Raw genomic sequence first — 19,090 nt, 5'->3', positions numbered from 1 at the left:
GCCTCGCACCTCTCGCCTCTGGTGGTCCGCCATCAGGGCTTGCCAGCCTCCAGCTACGAAGTGAAGCCCGACGTCACGCCACCTTGCCCTGATAGCCTGCCATCAGCGCCTGCCAGTTCTCCGGCACGAAGTGGAAGCTGGTGTGCAGTTGCGACTCCTTGTTGAAGGAGCGCAGCAACCGCTCCAGGTTGGCCTGCTGCCAGTTGCCGGGGGAGCGGATGGCACCTTTGTCGAAGTCGATCACCCACACCTTGCCCTCCTTGTCGAGCAGCAGGTTGTGGCTGTTGAGATCCGCATGATAGACCCCTGCATCGTGCAACTGGCGCACCGTTTTGCCTATCTTGTGCCACACCTCACCGGCGATCGGCCCCTGCTTGAGCAGGGCCACCAGATCCTTGGCGCCGCGAATGCGCTCGATCAGGATGTCGGCCCGATAGAAGGGTCCCTGCTTGACCATGCGGGCCGCAAAGGGGCGCGGCACCGGCAGCCCCTGTTCACTCAGGGTCGCCAGCAGACGATATTCAGCCATGGCCCGGCTGCTCTCCACCCCCTCAAACCAGAACCGGTCACGCACCAGCTTGCCCACCATGCCGCCACGGTAGTAGTGACGCAGCACCAAGTGGCGGGATTCATCCTTCACGAACCAGGTCACCCCGCGGCCGATGGAAGAACCCACCACCTGGCGATGGGTCTGCCACCAGACAGGATCGAACAAGGCAGGGGAAGGATCGCGGAAGACTCCGTCGGCATACCAGCAGACCTGGTTGTGGGTGGTGTGTGTCAGCATGATGAGAATTCCGGTCGAAAGTGGGTGCAGGGCATCCATTCAGAAAGCCGTGCCGGTCGGGCAACCGGCGCAATTTTACAATCCACAGGGGAGTTTGCATAATGCCATCCATCCATTTTGCCATCGTTGCGCCACATCATGCCGCTGTTCCAAACGCCGCCCTCCTCCATCTGCATCCTGCGGCTCTCCGCCATCGGAGATTGCTGCCACGCGCTGGCGCTGGTACGCGTCATCCAGCGGGAGTGGCCCCAGACCCGCATCACCTGGATCACCGGCAAGATTGAGGCGACCCTGTTCGCCGATCTGCCGGGGGTCGAGGTCATTCCCTTCGACAAGAGCAAGGGGTGGCGCGGCTATCGCGATCTCTGGCAGACCCTCAAGGGGCGCAGGTTCGATGCCCTGCTCCACCTGCAGGCCGCCATGCGCGCCAGCATCGCCACCCTCGGCATCAAGGCCAAGGTCAAACTCGGGCTTGATCGGGAGCGCGCCAGCGACGGTCAGTGGTTGTTCACCAACCATCGGGTCCCCTCACCCGCCTCCCCCCACGTGCTGGACGGCTTTCTCGCCTTCGCCAAAGAGCTCGGGATAAAGGATCTGACCCCGGACTGGCAACTGCCCATCAGCGCCGAGCACCAGGCCTGGGCGAAGGAGATAATTGGCGGCAAGCCGACCCTGCTCATCTGTGCCGCTGCCAGCAAGGCATTCAAGAATTGGACTGCCGCCGGCTACGCCGCGCTGGCGGATCACGCCGCAGACAAGGGCTTTCAGGTCTATCTGTGTGGCGGACCGGCCAGGCTGGAGCGGGATCTCGCCGCCGAGATCCAGCGCCTCAGCCAGAGCAAGCCGGCAGATTTGGTGGGGCAGACCAGCCTCAAGCAATTGCTGGCGCTGATTGGCGAGGCGAGCCTGGTGCTGGCCCCGGATACCGGCCCTGCCCACATGGCTACCCTGGTGGGGACACCCGTGATCGGCCTCTACGCCCACCACAACCCGGAGCGTACCGGACCCTATCTGTGCCGGGATTATCTGGTCAGCGTCTATCAGGAACTGATTGAGCAGGAGACCGGCAAGCCGCTGGCCGAGCTCGGCTGGCGCACCCGCCTCAAGGATCCGGACGCCATGGCCAAGATAAGCCGCGAGCGGGTCATCGCCGCCTTCGACCGCCTCTGTACCGACAAGCATCTTCTACCGACCCAGGGCAACTCGGAAATTCCGAGCCCTGGCGCAGGGATAATCTGATGGCCCGGCCCCGGCTCCGTGGGCAGAATGGCCCTCTATGCGGGTAACGCCCGCACAGCAAGCTACGGATATTTTGATCGGCTGGAATATGATTCCGGCCGTTTTTTTATCCGCCCCCATCTGCTAACATTCGCCGCCTTTACATCCTCCTGACTCTGATTCCTCCGCGCATTGCGAGCAACCGTCTCCCTTATCGGGCACAAGACGGCGGCCTCTGCTACAACCAAAGCGCGGATCATCGCTTAAAGGTACAGACATGGCGCAACAAGGCACTCTCTATATCATCTCTTCCCCGAGCGGGGCCGGTAAGTCCAGCCTGCTCAATGCCTTGCTGACCCAGCACAACGCCGCCGGCAAGATGCAACTCTCGGTCTCCCACACCACCCGCGCCACCCGTCCCGGTGAAGAGCACGGGGTGCACTACCACTTCGTCAAGGTGGAAGAGTTCAAGGCGCTGATCGAGCGCGGTGACTTTCTCGAGTGGGCAGAAGTCTTCGGCAACTACTACGGCACTTCCCGCGCCGCCATCGAGGCCTGCCTGGCGCAGGGCATCGACGTCTTCCTCGACATCGACTGGCAGGGCGCCCGCCAGATCCGCGAACAGATGCCGACCAAGTCCATCTTCATCCTGCCTCCCAGCCGCGAGGAGCTGGAGCGCCGCCTGATCGGCCGCGGCCAGGACAGCGCCGAGGTGATCAAGGGCCGGATGGAGAAAGCCATTGCCGAAATGGTGCACTATGACGAGTATGACTATGTCATCATCAATGAAGACTTTGAGCTGGCACTGTTCCAGCTCAGGGCCGTCATCGAGTGCCAGCGCCTGGAAATGCGTCAGCAACAGCAGGCCCAGCAAAACTTGCTGAAACAGCTACTGGCAGAGTAAGCCAAAAACAAGTAAACTTTTGCGTCATTTTTAAACACCGCTTTTTCAATCACAGAAAGCCCAAACACTGGAGTCCCGCATGGCCCGCGTTACTGTAGAAGATGCTGTAAAACAGGTAGGTAACCGTTTTGACCTGGTGCTGGTCGCCGCGCGCCGCGCTCGTCAAATCGCGGTACAAGGCAAGGATCCCCTGGTCGACGAAGAGAACGACAAGCCGACCGTGATCGCCCTGCGCGAGATCGAACTGGGTCTGGTCAACAACCAGGTGATGGATACTCAGGACCGCTACGAGCAGCAAGAGCAGGAAGCCGCCGAGCTGGCTGCCGTTGCTGCCATCGCAGAAGGTCGCGGCTAAGTCAGTCGCTTCCCATAGTCGGCGCCCGCCCGGGTGCCGGCTGTTCTCCCCATTTACAACCGCTCGAAAACCTCGCAAACTCGAGGGCATACCCTCAATTTCACGGATTGCCGTTTAACCGCTGCGGGGACTGTCTTGTATTTATTTGAAAATCTTAAAGAAATAGCCAGTTCCTACCTGCCACCCGAGCAGGTTGAGAAGCTCAGGCAAGCCTATGTGGTAGCCCGTGATGCTCACCAGGGACAGATGCGTTCCAGTGGTGAACCCTACATCACTCATCCCGTTGCCGTGGCCCGCATCCTGGGCGACATGCGCCTCGATCATGAGACTCTGATGGCTGCCGTGCTGCACGACGTCATCGAAGATACCCCTGTCACCAAGGACGATCTTGCCGAGCAGTTTGGCAACGCCGTCGCCGAGCTGGTCTCCGGTGTCTCCAAGCTCGACAAGCTGAAGTTCCGCGATCGCAAGGAAGCCCAGGTCGAGAACTTCCGCAAGATGATGATGGCCATGACCCAGGACATCCGGGTCATCCTGATCAAGCTGGCCGACCGCACCCACAACATGCGCACCTTGGGATCTTTGCGGCCGGACAAGCGCCGCCGCATCGCCCGGGAAACCCTCGAGATTTTCGCCCCCATCGCCAACCGCCTCGGTATTCACACCATGAAGAACGAGCTGGAAGAGCTCGGCTTCGAGGCGCTCTACCCCATGCGCTCCCGGGTACTGCGGGAATCGGTGCGCCGCGCCCGTGGCAACCGGCGCGAGATCATCGACTCCATCCAGAGCGAGATTGAGGGGCGTCTGCGGGAAGCCGGTATCGATGCCCAGGTGAGCGGACGCGAGAAGAACCTGTTCTCCATCTACAACAAGATGGAGAAGAAAGAACTGCAATTCCACGAAGTGATGGATATCTATGCTTTCAGAGTGAGAGTGAAAGACATAGACACCTGCTACCGGGTGCTTGGGCAGATGCACAGCCTCTACAAGCCGCGCCCCGGTCGCTTCAAGGACTACATCGCCATCCCCAAGACCAACGGCTACCAGTCCCTGCACACCTCCCTGGTGGGCCCCCACGGGGTACCGGTGGAGGTGCAGATCCGCACCGAGTTCATGGACCAGATGGCCGACAAGGGCGTCGCCGCCCACTGGGCCTACAAGCAGGATGGGGACAGCTCGGGCACCACGGCCCAGATCCGCGCCCAGCGCTGGATGCAGAGCCTGCTGGAGCTGCAACAGAGCGCCGGCAGCTCCTTCGAGTTCATCGAGGGGGTCAAGACCGACCTCTTCCCCGACGAGATCTACGTCTTCACACCGGAGGGCCGCATCATGGAGCTGCCCGCCGGCGCCACCCCGGTGGACTTCGCCTACACGGTGCACACCGACATCGGTCACGCCTGCGTCGGTTCCCGGGTCGACCGCCACCCCTATCCGCTGAGCAGCCAGCTGCACTCCGGTCAGACGGTGGAGATCATCACGGCCCCCGGCGCCCGCCCGAACGCGGCCTGGCTCAACTTCGTGGTGACCACCAAGGCGCGCTCCAAGATCCGTCAGTTCCTGAAGAACCTGCGCACCGAAGAGTCTGTGGTGCTGGGTCGTCGCCTGCTCAACCATGCGCTGGGCGCCAAGAACATCGAAGACATCCCGGAAGCCCGCGTCAAGCAGGTGCTGGCCGATACCAAACACGAGAACCTGCAGGGGCTGCTGGCCGACGTGGGCCTTGGCAACGCCATGAGCGTCATGGTGGCCCGCCGCATGCTCGGGGATGAGCTGCCGCCGGAAGAGCAGCCCAAATCCACCAGTAAAAAGATGCCGATCAAGGGCGCCGACGGCATGCTGGTCACCTTCGCCAACTGCTGCCGCCCCATTCCGGGGGATGCCATCATCGCCCACATCAGCCCGGGCAAGGGACTGGTGATCCACCAGGAGTCCTGCCGCAACATCAAGGGCTACAGCCGCGAACCGGACAAATACCTGCCGGTGCAGTGGGAGGTGGACAAGGAGCAGGAGCAGGAATTCCGCACCGGCATCAGCATCGAGATCGTCAACCACCAGGGCGCCCTGGCGGAGCTGGCCAACGTGATTGCCGCCACCGGCGCCAACATCCACGCCATCAGCACCGAGGAGAAGGATGGCCGGGTCTATGTGGTCACCCTGCTCATCACCACCAAGAGCCGGATCCACCTCGCCAACATCATGCGCAAGATCCGGGTCATGCCCAACGTGCTCAGGGTGAGCCGACAGAAAAACTGAACACAGGCGGCGCAAGCCGCCTGCTGCTTTTCAAGAGATACCCAGGGCCCCATGCCGCAAGCCACCAGTCTTGTTGCATGCACCGGCCTCACGACATAGAAACCGACATGACTCCTGAACGCTTCAAACGCATTTCCGACATGCTGGCCCAGCGCCAGCTCGACCTGACCGTCTGCATGGAAGAGGTTCATAAACCTCACAACCTGGCCGCCATCGTGCGCACCGCCGATGCCATCGGCATCCACCGGGTGCACGCAGTCTGGCCCAAGAGCTGGATCCACAAGCGCAAGGGCACCGCCCGCGGCAGCCAGAACTGGGTGGACGTGAAGCTGCACCCGGACATCGGCAGTGCAGTGACCGAACTCAAAGCTTCCGGCATGCAGATCCTGGCGACCCACCTCTCCGACAGCTCCGTGGACTTTCGCGCCATCGACTACACCAGACCCACCGCCATCCTGGTGGGCCAGGAGAAGCACGGCATCGGCGAAGAGGCGCTGGCCCTGGCCGATCACCATATCGTCATCCCCATGGTGGGCATGGTGCAGTCCCTCAACGTCTCGGTGGCCGCCGCAGCCATCCTCTACGAGGCCCAGCGCCAGCGCGAGCTGGCCGGCTGTTATCAGCGCGGCTGTCCACTCAGCCTGGAAGAGCAGAACACCATCTTGTTCGAGGGGGGCTATCCCGTCTATGCCCAGCTCTGCAAGGAGAAAGAGATGCCCTATCCCCAGCTCGGCCCGGCCGGCGAGATCCTGGCGGACGAACGCTGGTGGCAGCAGATGCAGCTGACGCGCAAAGGATGGGCCGCACAACAGGAAGAAGATGAATGGCAGGATCAGTGATGGAAAATCCGTTCGGCAGCTGGCTGGAATCCCAGGTCATACGGGATCATCTGACCAACCCCAATATCGAGGCCGGGGAGTACAGCTATTACTCCGGTTACTACCACGGCAAGCCGTTCGAGGATCATTGCGTGCGCTACCTGCTCGGCGATGGCTCGACGCGGGAGTCCTGGGACAGTGGCCAGTGGGGAAAGGAAGTTGACCGCCTGATCATCGGCAAGTTCTGCTCCATCGCCTCCGGCGCCACCTTCATGCTGGCGGGCAACCAGGGTCACCGGATGGACTGGGCTTCCACCTTCCCCTTCGATGCTGCCCGCTTCGGTGACGGCGTGCAGGACGGTTTTCTGCGCAAGGGAGACACCCGGATCGGCAACGATGTCTGGATCGGCTCGGAAGCCATGATCATGCCCGGCATCACCATCGGCGATGGCGCCGTCATCGCCACCCGGGCCGTGGTCACCCGGGATGTGGCCCCCTACACGATAGTGGGCGGCAACCCGGCCAGGCCGATCCGCCCCCGTTTTGACGAGGAGCAGGTCGCCATGCTGCAAGCCATGCAGTGGTGGGACTGGCCGCTGCCCCGCCTGCAAGCCGCCATGCCCCTGCTCTGCTCGAATGATATCACTGCGCTCTACCACCACTGGCGCGAGGAGCTTGCCCGATGAAACCTGCCTCCCTTTCCCTGCTGGCCCTGACCCTGTTTTCTGCCGGAGCCCTTGCCGTGAGCAATCCTTACCAGCTGACCACTGAAGCCGACGTTCCCGCCCTCTATCAGCAGACCCTGCCCGACTTCTGGCGCCAGCATGCCGTCGAGGGGGAGTTCCAGGGCAAGGACGGGGTCACCCTCCGCTATGCCGCCCTGCGCCAGCCCAAGATCGATCGCGCCATCCTCATCGTCAACGGCCGGGTTGAGAGCTACCTCAAGTATCAGGAGCTGGCCTGGGATCTCTGGCGCCAGGGTTACAGCCTCTACCTCATCGATCATCGCGGCCAGGGAATGTCAGACCGCATGCTGGCCGACAAAGAGAAGGGATATGTCGACCAGTTCGACGACTATGTCGCCGATCTCAAACAGTTTCATGACGAAGTGATCGCCCAGGACCAACCCGCCAAGCTGTTCCTGCTGGCCCACTCCATGGGGGGGGCCATCTCGGCCCGCTATCTGGAACGCTGGCCGGACGACATCCAGGCGGCGGTGCTCTCCTCCCCCATGATGGGCATCAACCTCGGCGGCCTGCCCAAGTGGCTGGCCAAGGGGTTGGCGGCCACCATCGGCACGGTCGGCGGCTGGGTGGGCGAGCCCCCCTACGGCCCGGGTCAGGGACCCTATGAGGATCACGGCTTTGCCGACAACGAGCTGACCCACAGCACGGCGCGTTATCAGGCCTTCCGCCAGATCTACGAACAGCATCCCCAGGTCAGGCTGGGGGGTGCCACCGCCCACTGGATCCATCAGGCCATCACAGGGTCGGACGCGGCCGTAGCCGATGCCGGCGCCATCAAGACGCCGCTGCTGCTGCTGCAGGCCGGTGAGGACAGCGTGGTGGACAACGCCGCCCAGGAGGCCTTCTGCGCCAAGGCCCAATGTGAAGGGAGCAAGCCGCTGCGCATCGACGGGGCCTGGCACGAGCTCTTCATCGAGGCGGATCCCCAGCGCCAGGCCGCGCTCAATGCAACCCTGGCCTTCTTCGCGCGCTACTGACGCGACCAGAAGGGGCTGGTTATTTTTTGGATCCCTAAATAAATGGGGTGACGGCAGACGCTGGGGTACACTCCCCCGGCGTTCAATTGAAGTCGAGGTAATGATGTTCAAGGTAGTTGTGTCCGATCTCGATGGTACCCTGCTCAACGGGCAGCACCAGATCTCCTCCCGCACCCGGGATACCCTGCACCGTCTGGTCGATCAGGGCGTCAAATTCGTGGTCGCCACCGGCCGCCATCACGTGGACGTGCGCAGCATCCGCGATGCGCTGGGGCTGGATATCTACCTCATCACCTCCAATGGCGCCGTGGTGCACGACAAGCAGGACCAGCTGGTCTACAACCAGGCACTGCCGGCCACAGTGGCGGCCGAACTGATCGCCCTCGAGCGCGACCCCTCCATCCACATCAACGTCTACTACGGCGACGAGTGGCTGGTGGAAGAGGAGCTGCCCTGGTTGCTGCAGTTCCATCACGACTCCGGCTTCAGCTACCGCCTGGCGGATCTGGCCAACCATCCGAAGGACAGGGTCAACAAGGTGTTCTACATCGGCGACCACGACAAGCTGCTGAAGATAGAGGCGCACCTCAACCAGCAATATGGTGATCGGATCAACGTCACCTTCTCCCTGCCTGACTGCCTCGAGGTGATGCACGCCGGCGTGCACAAGGGCAATGCCGTGCGCGCCGTGCTGGAGCAGCACGGGCTGGAGATGTCCCAGGCAGTGGCCTTTGGCGATGGCATGAACGACTTCGAGATGCTGAGCATGGTGGGCCGTGGCGTGGTCATGGGCAACGCCCACGATCGCCTCAAACAGGCCCTGCCAGAGCATGAACAGACCCTCACTTCCGATGAAGATGGCGTTGCCGTCTATCTGGAGAAACTGTTCGCCTCCCAGACCCGCTGATAAGGCATCCCCATCGCGGATCGAAAAAGGGTGGCCCATGTGGCCACCCTTTTTGTTTCTCGCTCTCTTGTCACCACGCCAGTGCCGGGTGCATCAGACGGTTCAACAGCGTGCCGGATGGCGTCCACTCAAAGCTCTGATTGGCGCCGCCATAGCATTCGGCGAGGCGCAGGGGGACGGCGGGCTTGTGACGGCGACCCGCCACATCCAGGCACAGTGACACCTGCCGATTGAACAGACGATCCCCCTGCCACAGCCATTGATGGCTCTCCTCCCGGCACGCCTCCATCCCCAGACCATCCTCCCCTTTGGCGACCAGGCAATCCCCGGCCAGTTGCAGGGCACCGACATCCCAGCTGAATGACTGGTTCGATTGCTGATCGCAGGGCTGAGTCAGCAGACGGCCCTGCTCGCTCAGGGTCACGCAGAAGCCACCACTGGTCACCAAGGTGGCCTCGAGTTCGGCCTTTGGCTTGGGGGCGGCGCCCATCAGAAGATCTTCCGGTTTCGGCTGCAGGGCGCAACCACCCAGCAGCAGTGCGGCCATGGCCAGCACGGAGAGTTGAAGAGAAGTGATATGGTGATGCATAGGCCTTGTATCTGGTCCGTGCCCGAGCGTCCCCTGTCTCGCGGCTCCGGGCCCAGCATACCGAACTCGTGGCGAACAGGCGCCTGAAGAAGTGTAAAAAGACGTGACAGGAAAAAGCGGAAGAGAAATGCCAAAAAGCAAAAACCCCGCCTGAGCGGGGTTTTCAAATGTGGTCGGTGATAAAGGATTCGAACCTTTGACCCTCTGGTCCCAAACCAGATGCGCTACCGGGCTGCGCTAATCACCGAGGGGGTATTTCAAAAACACAAAGATGACCATCTGGTCATCCTCGTCATACAGCAAGTATGGTGCGAAGAGAGGGACTCGAACCCTCACACCCGGGGGGCACTAACACCTGAAGCTAGCGCGTCTACCAATTCCGCCACCTTCGCGTACCTGACAAGCTGTAAAATGGGGTGGCTGATGGGGCTCGAACCCACGACAACCGGAATCACAATCCGGGACTCTACCAACTGAGCTACAGCCACCACAGCTGTTTTCGTTCTTCAACACGCCCGTTTAACCGGCGCACTTTTGATGGTGCGCCCGACAGGATTCGAACCTGTGACCTCTGCCTCCGGAGGGCAGCGCTCTATCCAGCTGAGCTACGGGCGCTACGCTGTCGAACGGGGCGCATTATTGATGATGATGCCGACCTTGTCTACTCTTTTTTTGACACAAAGAATCAAGTGCCTGTTTTTCAATCACTTCCGACCCTTTTCAACTATTTTTGTTTTGTTCAGGCTGGATCCAGCAATTCCCCACTACTTTTTGAATCCCTCACCCCATAGGGTCAAAGATGATGGGCAATGCTTGACTTGCCTTTGCGCCCACCTAGAATGAATGAACGTTCATTCAGTCGTTGACCTCTGATAACCATGGATAAGAAAGAACGCATTTTCGAAGCAGCTCACGAGATCCTCGGCGAGCAGGGCTTCTACGGCCTTTCCATTGCCGTGGTCGCCAAGAAAGCCAAGGTGGCGGCAGGCACCATCTATCGCTATTTCAGCGACAAGGATGACCTGATCCGCCAGCTCTTTCAGCACACTATCCTCAAGTTTCATCCCCTGGTCATGGAAGGTGTGCAGATAGAAGAGGTGTCCTATGAGCAGTATCGGCGCCTCTGGCTCAACATCGATGCCATCTTCACCAGCTACCCCAATGCACTCAAGTGCAAATTGCAGTACGAAAGTTCTCCATTGGGGGCTGAATTGGAGCGGGATCCGGTCATAATGGCGACGTGGGCGCCACTTGAGCGCTTCTTTGAGCAAGGACGCCAACAGGGACTCTTCATCGATCTCCCCATTCTGGTGTTGCAAGCATTGAGTCTGGATTGCGTGGCCAACCTGGCACAGCAGCGCCGGGTTCACGATTTCGAATTGACGCAGGAACAGCTGGAGACGGTCATCCGGGCCAGCTGGAATGCCATTTTAAACCCTAATGTTTCCATCACAGGAGCCTGTTCATGAAAAAGTGGATGGCCATCATGTTGCTGATAGCACTCGCCCTGTTTGGCAGTGTCATCGGCTTCAATATGTTCAAGCAGAAGAAGATTGCAGAGTTCATGGCCAATCGGCCCGAGCCCGAGTTCCCGGTCACCGCCATGGTCACCAAGGCGCAGGACTGGGTCCCCACCATTGAAGCCATCGGCTTCATCGAGCCGAACCAGGGGGTCACCCTCTCCAGCGAGCTGTCAGGCACCATCGACAGCATCCGGTTCGAATCGGGGGCACATGTCAAAGCGGATCAACTGCTGCTGAGCCTGGACTCCAGTGTGGAAAAAGCCAATCTGAATTCTTCCCAGGCCAGGCTGCCGGCAGCCAGGGCCAAGTTCGAGCGCTACAAGAACCTCTATCAGAAGAACTCCATCTCCCGGGACCAGCTGGATGATGCCGAGGCAAGCTACCGCTCCCTGGAAGCGGACATCGAAAGTCTGAAGGCCACCATCGCCCGTCGTGAGGTGCGTGCCCCCTTCAGCGGTGCCGTGGGCCTGCGCAACGTCTTCCTCGGCCAGTATCTGGAGCCCGGTACCCAGATTGTGCGCCTCGAAGACACCAGCGTGATGCGCCTGCGCTTCACCGTGCCCCAGACCGACATCTCCAAAATTACCCTGGGACAGACCATCAAGATCAACGTGGATGCCTATCCCCAGACCCAGTTTGACGGCCAGATCACGGCCATCGAGCCCGCGGTCAACTATCAGAGCGGCCTGATCCAGGTGCAGGCAGACATCCCGAACAACGACGGCCAGCTCCGTTCCGGCATGTTCGCCCGCACCAGCATCATACTGCCCACGGTGAAGGACCAGATCGTGATCCCGCAGTCCGCCATCTCCTTCACCCTCTATGGCGAGAACGTCTACGTCATTCACGAGGCTGACGGCGTGAAACGCGCCAAGCAGGTGGTGGTCAAGGCGGGTGAGCGTCGCGGCAACGATGTCCATGTGCTGTCCGGCATCAAGGCTGGCGATCAAATCGTGCTGTCGGGTCAGGTTCGCCTGAGCAACGATACCAAGGTGCACGTGGTCGAGAACGATGCCCTTGCCGTTCCGGCACAAACCCCGATGCTGTAAGCGCGGAGAGCTGCGATGCGATTTACTGACATATTCATAAAACGGCCTGTGCTGGCGATCTCGCTCAGCTTCCTGATAGCCCTGCTGGGCTTCCAGGCCATCTTCAAGATGCAGGTGCGTGAATACCCCGAGGTGATCAACACCGTCATCACGGTCAACACCAGCTACTATGGCGCCAGTGCGGACCTGATCCAGGGCTTCATCACCCAGCCCCTGGAGCAGGCGGTCGCCCAGGCCGACAACATCGACTTCATGACCTCCTCGAGCCAATTGGGCAGTTCCACGGTGACGGCGTACATGAAGCTCAACACCGATCCGAACGCCGCACTGTCCGACATCCTGGCCAAGGTCAACTCGGTGCGTTCCCAGTTGCCCAAAGAGGCGGAAGACCCTTCGGTCACCTCCTCCACCGGCTCCACCACGGCGGTGCTCTACATGGGCTTCACCAGCCCGGAGCTCAACTCCAGCCAGATCACCGACTACCTGGAGCGGGTCATCAAGCCCCAGCTGTTTACCGTGGGCGGGGTCTCCAAGGTGGATCTGTATGGCGGGGTCGAATTCGCCCTGCGGGTGTGGCTGGATCCGGCCAAGATGGCCGCCTTTGACCTGACCTCAAGCGACGTGATGACGGTGCTCAACAGCAACAACTATCAGTCCGCGACCGGCCAGGCCACCGGCTATTTCACCCTGTTCAACGGCAACGCCGAGACCCAGGTCGGCAACATCGAAGAGCTCAAGCGTCTGGTGGTCGCCACCCGCGACAGCAAGGTGATCCGTCTCTCCGACATCGCCAAGGTCTCCCTGGAGAAGAGCCACGACATCTATCGCGCCAGCGCCAACGGCCGCGAGGCCGTGGTTCTGGCCATCAACGCAGCCCCGACAGCCAACCCCATCAACATCGCCCACGATGTGCTGGAGCTGCTGCCGAGCCTGAAGCGCAACATGCCGAGCACCATGCAGGTGAACGTCCTGTATGACTCCACCATCGCCATCAACGAATCCATCCATGAGGTCATCAAGACCATACTGGAGGCGGCCGCCATCGTACTGGTGGTGATCACCCTGTTCCTCGGTTCGTTCCGGGCGGTCATCATCCCCATCATCACCATTCCCCTGAGCCTCATCGGCGTGGTGATGATGATGGACATGTTCGGCTTCTCCATAAACCTCATGACCCTGCTGGCGATGGTGCTGGCCATCGGTCTGGTGGTGGATGACGCCATCGTGGTGCTGGAGAACGTCGACCGTCACATCAAGGAAGGGGAAGAGCCGTTCCGGGCCGCCATCATAGGTACCCGGGAGATCGCCGTGCCCGTCATCGCCATGACGGTCACCCTGGCGGCGGTGTATGCGCCCATCGCCCTGATGGGGGGCATCACCGGCTCCCTGTTCAAGGAGTTCGCGCTGACCCTGGCGGGCGCCGTGTTCGTCTCGGGCATCATCGCCCTGACCCTGTCGCCCATGATGTGCGCCAAGATGCTCAGGGCCAATGAGGAGCCCGGCAAGTTCGAGCGTACCGTACACGATCTGCTGGACCGGATGACGGCCCGCTACGACGCCATGCTCCATGCGGTGATGCAAAAGCGCATCGTGGTCATCCTGTTTGCCGTCATCGTGTTCGCCAGCCTGCCGCTGCTGTTCAAGTTCATTCCGAGCGAGCTGGCCCCGTCCGAGGATAAAGGCGTCATGGCGGTGCTGGGGACGGCGCCTTCCAACGCCAACCTGGACTACATCGAAAACACCATGGCGGACGTGAACAAAGTCCTGGACGACCAGCCGGAGATCGCTTACTCCCAGGTCTTCTCAGGGGTGTTCAACTCCAATCAGGCGTTCGGTATCGCCTCCATGGTGCCCTGGAGCCAGCGTGAAGCGAGCCAGAAAGAGGTGCTGGATCGGGTCGCCGGTCTGGTGAAGGACATCCCCGGGATGGCCATCACCACGTTCCAGTTCCCGGAACTGCCGGGGGCCTCGAGCGGTCTGCCCATCCAGTTCGTCATCACCACCCCGAACAGCTTCGAGAGCCTGTTCCTGATCGCGGGTGAGATGCTGGCGGCAACCCAGGCCAACGGCCAGTTCGTCTATTCGGATCTCGATCTGAACTACGACTCGGCCACCATGAAGATCAGCATCGACAAGGACAAGGCGGGTGCCTACGGCATCACCATGCAGGACATCGGCATCACCATGGGCACCATGATGGCGGACGGTTACGTCAACCGTATCGACCTGGATGGCCGCTCCTACGAGGTGATCCCGCAGGTGGAGCGCAAGTTCCGTCTCAACCCCGAGTCCATCAAGGGCTACTACGTGCGTGCCGCCGACGGCAAGTCGATCCCGCTGGGCAGCCTGATCAAGATTGAAGTGAAGGGAGAGCCCCGTGCCCTGCCCCACTTCAACCAGCTGAACTCCGCCACCATCGGCGCCGTACCGGCACCGGGCGTGGCCATGGGGGATGCGATCAACTGGTTCAAGGCGACCGCGGAAGAGAAGCTGCCCCAAGGCTATCGTTACGACTTCATGGGTGAAGCCCGCCAGTTCGTGACCGAAGGGAATGCGCTCTACGCCACCTTCGCCCTGGCCCTGGCCATCATCTTCCTGGTGCTGGCGATCCAGTTCGAATCCGTGCGTGACCCGCTGGTCATCATGGTGTCGGTGCCGCTGGCCATCAGTGGCGCGCTGATCGCCCTGGCGTGGGGCATGGCCACCATGAACATCTACTCCCAGGTCGGTCTCATCACCCTCGTCGGTCTGATTACCAAGCACGGTATTCTGATCTGCGAGGTGGCGAAGGAGGAGCAGCTGCTCCATGGTCTGAACCGGATGCAAGCCGTGATGCAGGCTGCCAAGGTCCGTCTGCGCCCCATCCTGATGACCACCGCGGCGATGATCGCAGGCCTTATCCCGCTGCTCTATGCCTCGGGTGCGGGGGCGGCACAGCGCTTCAGCATCGGCATCGTCATCGTGGCGGGTCTGGCCATCGGCACCCTGTTCACCCTGTTCGTGCTGCCAGTCATCTACACCTTCCTGGCATCCGAACACAAGCCACTGCCGGAATTCGACGAATCCATCCCGGCAAAAGCCAAGGGCGGTCACTGATCCCAGCCCACACAAAAAAGGCCCCGAAAGGGGCCTTATTTTTATCCATTGGATGACACACGACATAAGTCCATGAAGCAGTTAAACTAAACCGCACTCAATCCAGACCGCAAGGACGCCATGTCAGGAATCTTCTCCAAGGCCGTCGGCCTTAACGGACTCTCTTATCGTCTGCTTTCCTACATTCTGATCTGCAGTACGGTGCTGGCACTGCTCATCACCGTGCTTCAGCTCGCCTGGGACTACAACAAGGATGTGACCGTCATCGAGGCCAGCATCGGCCAGATCGAGGCCTCCTTCCTGCAACCCATCTCGGCCAGTCTCTGGAATCTGGATGAAGAGCAGGTGAAGGTGCAGATCGAGGGCATCATGAACCTGCCCAACATGCAGTTCGTCATGGTCAAGGAGATGCTGGGCAATTCGGAAGTGCCCCTGCTCACCCAGGGGGTGGAGCAGCCCCAATACGACATCTCCCGCGAGTTCACCCAGAGCTATCAGGGGGAAGTGGTCGGCAAGCTTTTCGTCGCCACCTCCCTGGAGCAGGTCTACCAGCGCCTCATCGAGAAATCCGTGCTGATCCTGGTCAGCCAGACCATCAAGACCCTGGTCGTCTCGTTCTGCATCCTGGTCATCATCTACTATCTGGTGATCCGTCATATCAACCGCATCGTCAGCTATGCCCAGAAACTGAGCCTGGATCGCCTCGCGGTGGAGCTGACCCTGGAAGGTCGCCCCCTGCCCCGCAAGTCCCCTGACGAATTCGATACCCTGGCCGCCACCCTCAACCAGATGCGCACCCGGCTGAACGACGAGTTCACGGCCCGCCATCAGGCCGCCGATCAGCTCCAGCAGGAGCGGGACTTCTCCGCCACCCTGATCAACTCCGCCAACATGGTCATCTGCTGCATGGAGCCGGATCTCAACATCGCCAGCATCAACCCGGCGGCCATCCTGCTGACCGGCTATCACCACCAGGAGCTGTTGCAGCACAACTGGCTGGATCTCTTCGTCAGCAAGGAGCAGCGTGACGAGCTGGCCGCCACCCTGGCCGATCAGGGCGCTCTGGAGGACAGGGAGATCACCATGCACGACCAGCAGGGCAACGAGCTGGTACTGCAGTGGACCTTCGCTCCCTTCTACGAGGGGCCCAACCTCAAGTACCTGATCGGCTTTGGCTATGACATCACCCCCCTCAAAAAGGTCGAGCGGGAGATCACCCTGTTCAACGAGCAGCTGGAAGGCAAGGTGGCGGAGCGTACCCGCAGCCTGAGCGATGCCAACGACCAGCTGGGCAAGGCCTATGACGATCTCAAGCAGGCCCAGCAGACCCTGGTGGAGTCGGAAAAGATGGCCTCCCTCGGTTCCCTGGTTGCCGGCGTGGCCCACGAGATCAACACCCCCATCGGCATCAGCGTCACCGCCTCCTCCTACCTGCAGGAGCGGGTGGCCGACTTCAAGCAGCATATCGAGGCCAAGCAGCTCTCCCGCACCTACCTCAACGAATTCACCCAGAATCTCGACGAGTCGATGCAACTGCTGCAAGGCAACCTGAGACGCGCTTCGGAGCTCATCGCCAGCTTCAAGCAGGTGGCAGTGGATCAGTCCTCCGAGGCCCGATACAACTTCAGCCTCGCCGACAACCTGCATCAGGTGGTGGTATCCCTCGGCTACAAGCTCAAGAAGGCCCAGTGCGAGGTGGACATCCAGTGCGATCCCAAGCTGAGCATCTACTCCTTCCCGGGCAGCTTCACCCAGATCTATTCCAACCTGATCCTCAACTCCATCCATCACGGTTTCGATGGCTGGGACAGGCCCAGAAAGATCACCATCCAGGTGGCGCAGCAGGGAGACGAGCTGGTCATCGACTACAGTGACAACGGCCGCGGCATCCCCCCGGAGATACTGCCGCGCATCTTCGATCCCTTCGTCACCTCCAAGCGGGGCCAGGGTGGCAGCGGGCTCGGCACCCATATCATCTACAACCTGGTGGTCCAGCTGCTGCGTGGCCGCATCCACTGCGCCAGCGAACCGGGCCAGGGTGCCCAGTTCCACATTCGCCTGCCCATCCAGCAGAACTGAGCACCGGCTCTTGTGGGCCGGCCGCTTTGTCCCCATCATGCTGTGACTGCATTCTTAACGAGCGGAGAACCTCGCAATGGCACAGCATTTTGACTACATCGCCATCGGTGGCGGCAGCGGCGGCATCGCCTCGGCCAACCGGGCAGCCATGTACGGCAAGAAAGTCGCCCTGATCGAAGCCAAAGAGCTGGGTGGCACCTGCGTCAACGTCGGCTGCGTACCGAAGAAGGCCATGTGGTATGCAGGCCAGATCGCCGATGCCCTGAAATATGGCGCCGACTACGGCTTCGACACCACGCTCAACCACTTCAGCTGGGCCAAGCTGGTCGAATCCCGTCAGGCCTATATCGGGCGCATTCACCAGTCCTACCAGAACGTGCTGGGCAAGAACCAGATCACTGTCATCAAGGGCTTCGCCCGCTTCGTCGACAGCCATACCGTCGAGGTGAACGGTGAGCAGTACAGCGCCGATCACATCCTGATTGCCACCGGCGGCCGCCCCGAGGTCCCGACCATCCCGGGCGCCGAACTGGGTATCGACTCCGACGGTTTCTTCGACCTGCAAAGCCAGCCCAAACGGGTTGCCGTGGTGGGTGCCGGCTATATCGCCGTGGAGATCGCAGGCGTGATGCAGGCACTTGGCTCCGAGACCCATCTGGTGGTGCGCAAGCATGCGCCGCTGCGCAACTTCGATCCCATGATCCATGAGACCCTGGTGGAGATCATGACGCAGGAAGGGCCCAAGCTGCACACCCACGCCATTCCCAAGGCCGTCATCAAGAACGCCGACGACAGCCTGACCCTGCAGCTGGAAGATGGCCGCCACCTCACCGTCGACTGCCTGATCTGGGCCATCGGCCGCGTCCCGGCCACCGACAACCTCAATCTGGCTGCCACCGGCATCGAGTTGGACGAGAAGGGCTTTATCCCCACCGACAAGTTCCAGAACACCGCCGTCGCCAACCTCTATGCCGTCGGTGACAACACCGGCCGCATCCAGCTCACCCCGGTGGCCGTCGCGGCGGGCCGCCGCCTCTCCGAGCGGCTGTTCAACAACAAGCCCAATGAGCACCTCAACTACGATCTGGTGCCGACCGTGGTGTTCAGCCACCCGCCCATCGGCACCATAGGACTGACCGAGCCGGAAGCCGTTGCCGAATACGGTGAAGATCAGGTGAAGGTCTACCGCAGCCAGTTCACCGCCATGTATTCGGCGCTGACCCAGCATCGCCAGCCCACCCGGATGAAACTGGTCTGCGTCGGGCCGGAAGAGAAGGTGGTCGGTCTGCATGGCATCGGCTTCGCCATGGACGAGATCCTGCAAGGCTTCGGCGTCGCCATGAAGATGGGTGCCACCAAGGCGGACTTCGACAACTGCGTCGCCATCCATCCCACCAGCGCGGAAGAATTTGTGACCATGCGATAAGCGGGGTTGAAGCTGGCCTGTCATTATCAGACCAGCTTCTACAACTGTGTTTCCACTCACCATCCGACCAGCGCGGAAGAGTTTGTGACCATGCGATAAGCGGGGTTGAAGCTGGCCTCATCACCATCGGGTCAGCTTCCACCACTTGCTACCAAACCCGGCCCAGGCCGGTTTTTTTGTACCTTGCCCGTCCACCAGCCAACAAAACCCGCCTTCTTTACGCCGATTTTACGCCAGCCAAATCGGGCTTTATGGCGCCTTTACGCCCGTTCTACATACCCTTTCAGCGTCAATGAGACCTATGGGATCGACACGGATATGCATCGATCCCTGACGCTAATTACCTCAACGGAGTCGTTATGA

At 60.9% G+C, this 19,090-nt stretch carries 15 protein-coding genes and 4 tRNA genes; 13 read left to right on the top strand and 6 right to left on the bottom strand.

Features of this window, described 5'->3' with window-relative positions:
* Nucleotides 1-73 precede the first annotated feature (73 nt).
* Complete coding sequence (locus tag H7R73_RS00180) at nucleotides 74-787, bottom strand: 3-deoxy-D-manno-octulosonic acid kinase (RefSeq protein WP_010672321.1); 714 nt, start codon at nucleotides 785-787, stop codon at nucleotides 74-76.
* Between the two features lie 138 nt (nucleotides 788-925).
* Between H7R73_RS00180 and H7R73_RS00175 the strand changes: the two genes are divergently transcribed.
* The 8 genes from H7R73_RS00175 to H7R73_RS00140 all read left to right on the top strand — a co-directional run bounded on the left by H7R73_RS00175 (nucleotide 926) and on the right by H7R73_RS00140 (nucleotide 8,965).
* Nucleotides 926-2,026, top strand: a complete 1,101-nt coding sequence (locus tag H7R73_RS00175) for a glycosyltransferase family 9 protein (RefSeq protein WP_103261207.1) — start codon at nucleotides 926-928, stop codon at nucleotides 2,024-2,026.
* Nucleotides 2,027-2,282: 256 nt separating this feature from the next.
* The gene (gene gmk / locus H7R73_RS00170; RefSeq protein WP_039040668.1) at nucleotides 2,283-2,909 is read left to right on the top strand and encodes a guanylate kinase; all 627 of its coding nucleotides are present in this window, start codon (nucleotides 2,283-2,285) and stop codon (nucleotides 2,907-2,909) included.
* Nucleotides 2,910-2,988: 79 nt separating this feature from the next.
* Nucleotides 2,989-3,264, top strand: a complete 276-nt coding sequence (rpoZ, locus tag H7R73_RS00165; RefSeq protein WP_005307060.1) for a DNA-directed RNA polymerase subunit omega — start codon at nucleotides 2,989-2,991, stop codon at nucleotides 3,262-3,264.
* Between the two features lie 135 nt (nucleotides 3,265-3,399).
* The gene (spoT, locus tag H7R73_RS00160) at nucleotides 3,400-5,517 is read left to right on the top strand and encodes a bifunctional GTP diphosphokinase/guanosine-3',5'-bis pyrophosphate 3'-pyrophosphohydrolase (protein ID WP_182951433.1); all 2,118 of its coding nucleotides are present in this window, start codon (nucleotides 3,400-3,402) and stop codon (nucleotides 5,515-5,517) included.
* 107 nt (nucleotides 5,518-5,624) lie between these two features.
* Entirely contained in the window at nucleotides 5,625-6,356 is a 732-nt protein-coding gene (trmH, locus tag H7R73_RS00155; RefSeq protein WP_182951432.1) for a tRNA (guanosine(18)-2'-O)-methyltransferase TrmH, read from the top strand.
* Entirely contained in the window at nucleotides 6,356-7,021 is a 666-nt protein-coding gene (locus H7R73_RS00150) for a CatB-related O-acetyltransferase (protein ID WP_103261049.1), read from the top strand. Before trmH ends, H7R73_RS00150 begins: the two co-directional genes overlap by 1 nt.
* Nucleotides 7,018-8,058 carry an alpha/beta fold hydrolase gene (locus H7R73_RS00145; protein ID WP_103261048.1) on the top strand — a complete coding sequence of 347 codons (1,041 nt, stop codon included), beginning with the start codon at nucleotides 7,018-7,020 and terminating at the stop codon, nucleotides 8,056-8,058. Before H7R73_RS00150 ends, H7R73_RS00145 begins: the two co-directional genes overlap by 4 nt.
* 103 nt (nucleotides 8,059-8,161) lie before the next feature.
* Nucleotides 8,162-8,965 carry a Cof-type HAD-IIB family hydrolase gene (locus tag H7R73_RS00140; RefSeq protein ID WP_039040694.1) on the top strand — a complete coding sequence of 268 codons (804 nt, stop codon included), beginning with the start codon at nucleotides 8,162-8,164 and terminating at the stop codon, nucleotides 8,963-8,965.
* A gap of 70 nt (nucleotides 8,966-9,035) precedes the next feature.
* Here the strand turns inward: H7R73_RS00140 and H7R73_RS00135 are convergent, their stop codons facing one another.
* From H7R73_RS00135 to H7R73_RS00115, 5 genes are all read right to left on the bottom strand, one after another.
* The gene (locus tag H7R73_RS00135) at nucleotides 9,036-9,554 is read right to left on the bottom strand and encodes an RICIN domain-containing protein (protein WP_103261047.1); all 519 of its coding nucleotides are present in this window, start codon (nucleotides 9,552-9,554) and stop codon (nucleotides 9,036-9,038) included.
* Between the two features lie 170 nt (nucleotides 9,555-9,724).
* Nucleotides 9,725-9,801, bottom strand: a tRNA-Pro gene (locus H7R73_RS00130).
* A 59-nt stretch (nucleotides 9,802-9,860) separates the two neighbouring features.
* Nucleotides 9,861-9,946 (bottom strand) — tRNA-Leu (locus H7R73_RS00125).
* Nucleotides 9,947-9,966: 20 nt separating this feature from the next.
* Nucleotides 9,967-10,042, bottom strand: a tRNA-His gene (locus H7R73_RS00120).
* A gap of 50 nt (nucleotides 10,043-10,092) precedes the next feature.
* A tRNA-Arg gene (locus tag H7R73_RS00115) sits at nucleotides 10,093-10,169 on the bottom strand.
* Between the two features lie 263 nt (nucleotides 10,170-10,432).
* Between H7R73_RS00115 and H7R73_RS00110 the strand changes: the two genes are divergently transcribed.
* The 5 genes from H7R73_RS00110 to gorA all read left to right on the top strand — a co-directional run bounded on the left by H7R73_RS00110 (nucleotide 10,433) and on the right by gorA (nucleotide 18,727).
* Complete coding sequence (locus H7R73_RS00110) at nucleotides 10,433-11,023, top strand: TetR/AcrR family transcriptional regulator (RefSeq protein ID WP_182951431.1); 591 nt, start codon at nucleotides 10,433-10,435, stop codon at nucleotides 11,021-11,023.
* Complete coding sequence (locus H7R73_RS00105) at nucleotides 11,020-12,126, top strand: efflux RND transporter periplasmic adaptor subunit (protein WP_182951430.1); 1,107 nt, start codon at nucleotides 11,020-11,022, stop codon at nucleotides 12,124-12,126. Before H7R73_RS00110 ends, H7R73_RS00105 begins: the two co-directional genes overlap by 4 nt.
* Nucleotides 12,127-12,141: 15 nt before the next feature.
* Nucleotides 12,142-15,222: a multidrug efflux RND transporter permease subunit gene (locus tag H7R73_RS00100; RefSeq protein ID WP_039040660.1), complete on the top strand. Its 3,081-nt coding sequence runs from the start codon at nucleotides 12,142-12,144 to the stop codon at nucleotides 15,220-15,222.
* Between the two features lie 120 nt (nucleotides 15,223-15,342).
* Nucleotides 15,343-17,301, top strand: coding sequence for an ATP-binding protein (locus H7R73_RS00095; RefSeq protein WP_182951429.1), 1,959 nt, complete (start codon nucleotides 15,343-15,345; stop codon nucleotides 17,299-17,301).
* Nucleotides 17,302-17,377: 76 nt separating this feature from the next.
* Nucleotides 17,378-18,727 (top strand): glutathione-disulfide reductase, encoded by a 1,350-nt coding sequence (gene gorA / locus H7R73_RS00090; protein WP_182951428.1) that lies wholly within the window; start codon nucleotides 17,378-17,380, stop codon nucleotides 18,725-18,727.
* Nucleotides 18,728-19,090: the final 363 nt, after the last annotated feature.

Source organism: Aeromonas sp. WP2-W18-CRE-05 (assembly GCF_014168615.1).
Lineage (GTDB): Bacteria > Pseudomonadota > Gammaproteobacteria > Enterobacterales > Aeromonadaceae > Aeromonas > Aeromonas caviae.
This window is presented reverse-complemented; position numbering and strand designations above follow the sequence as displayed.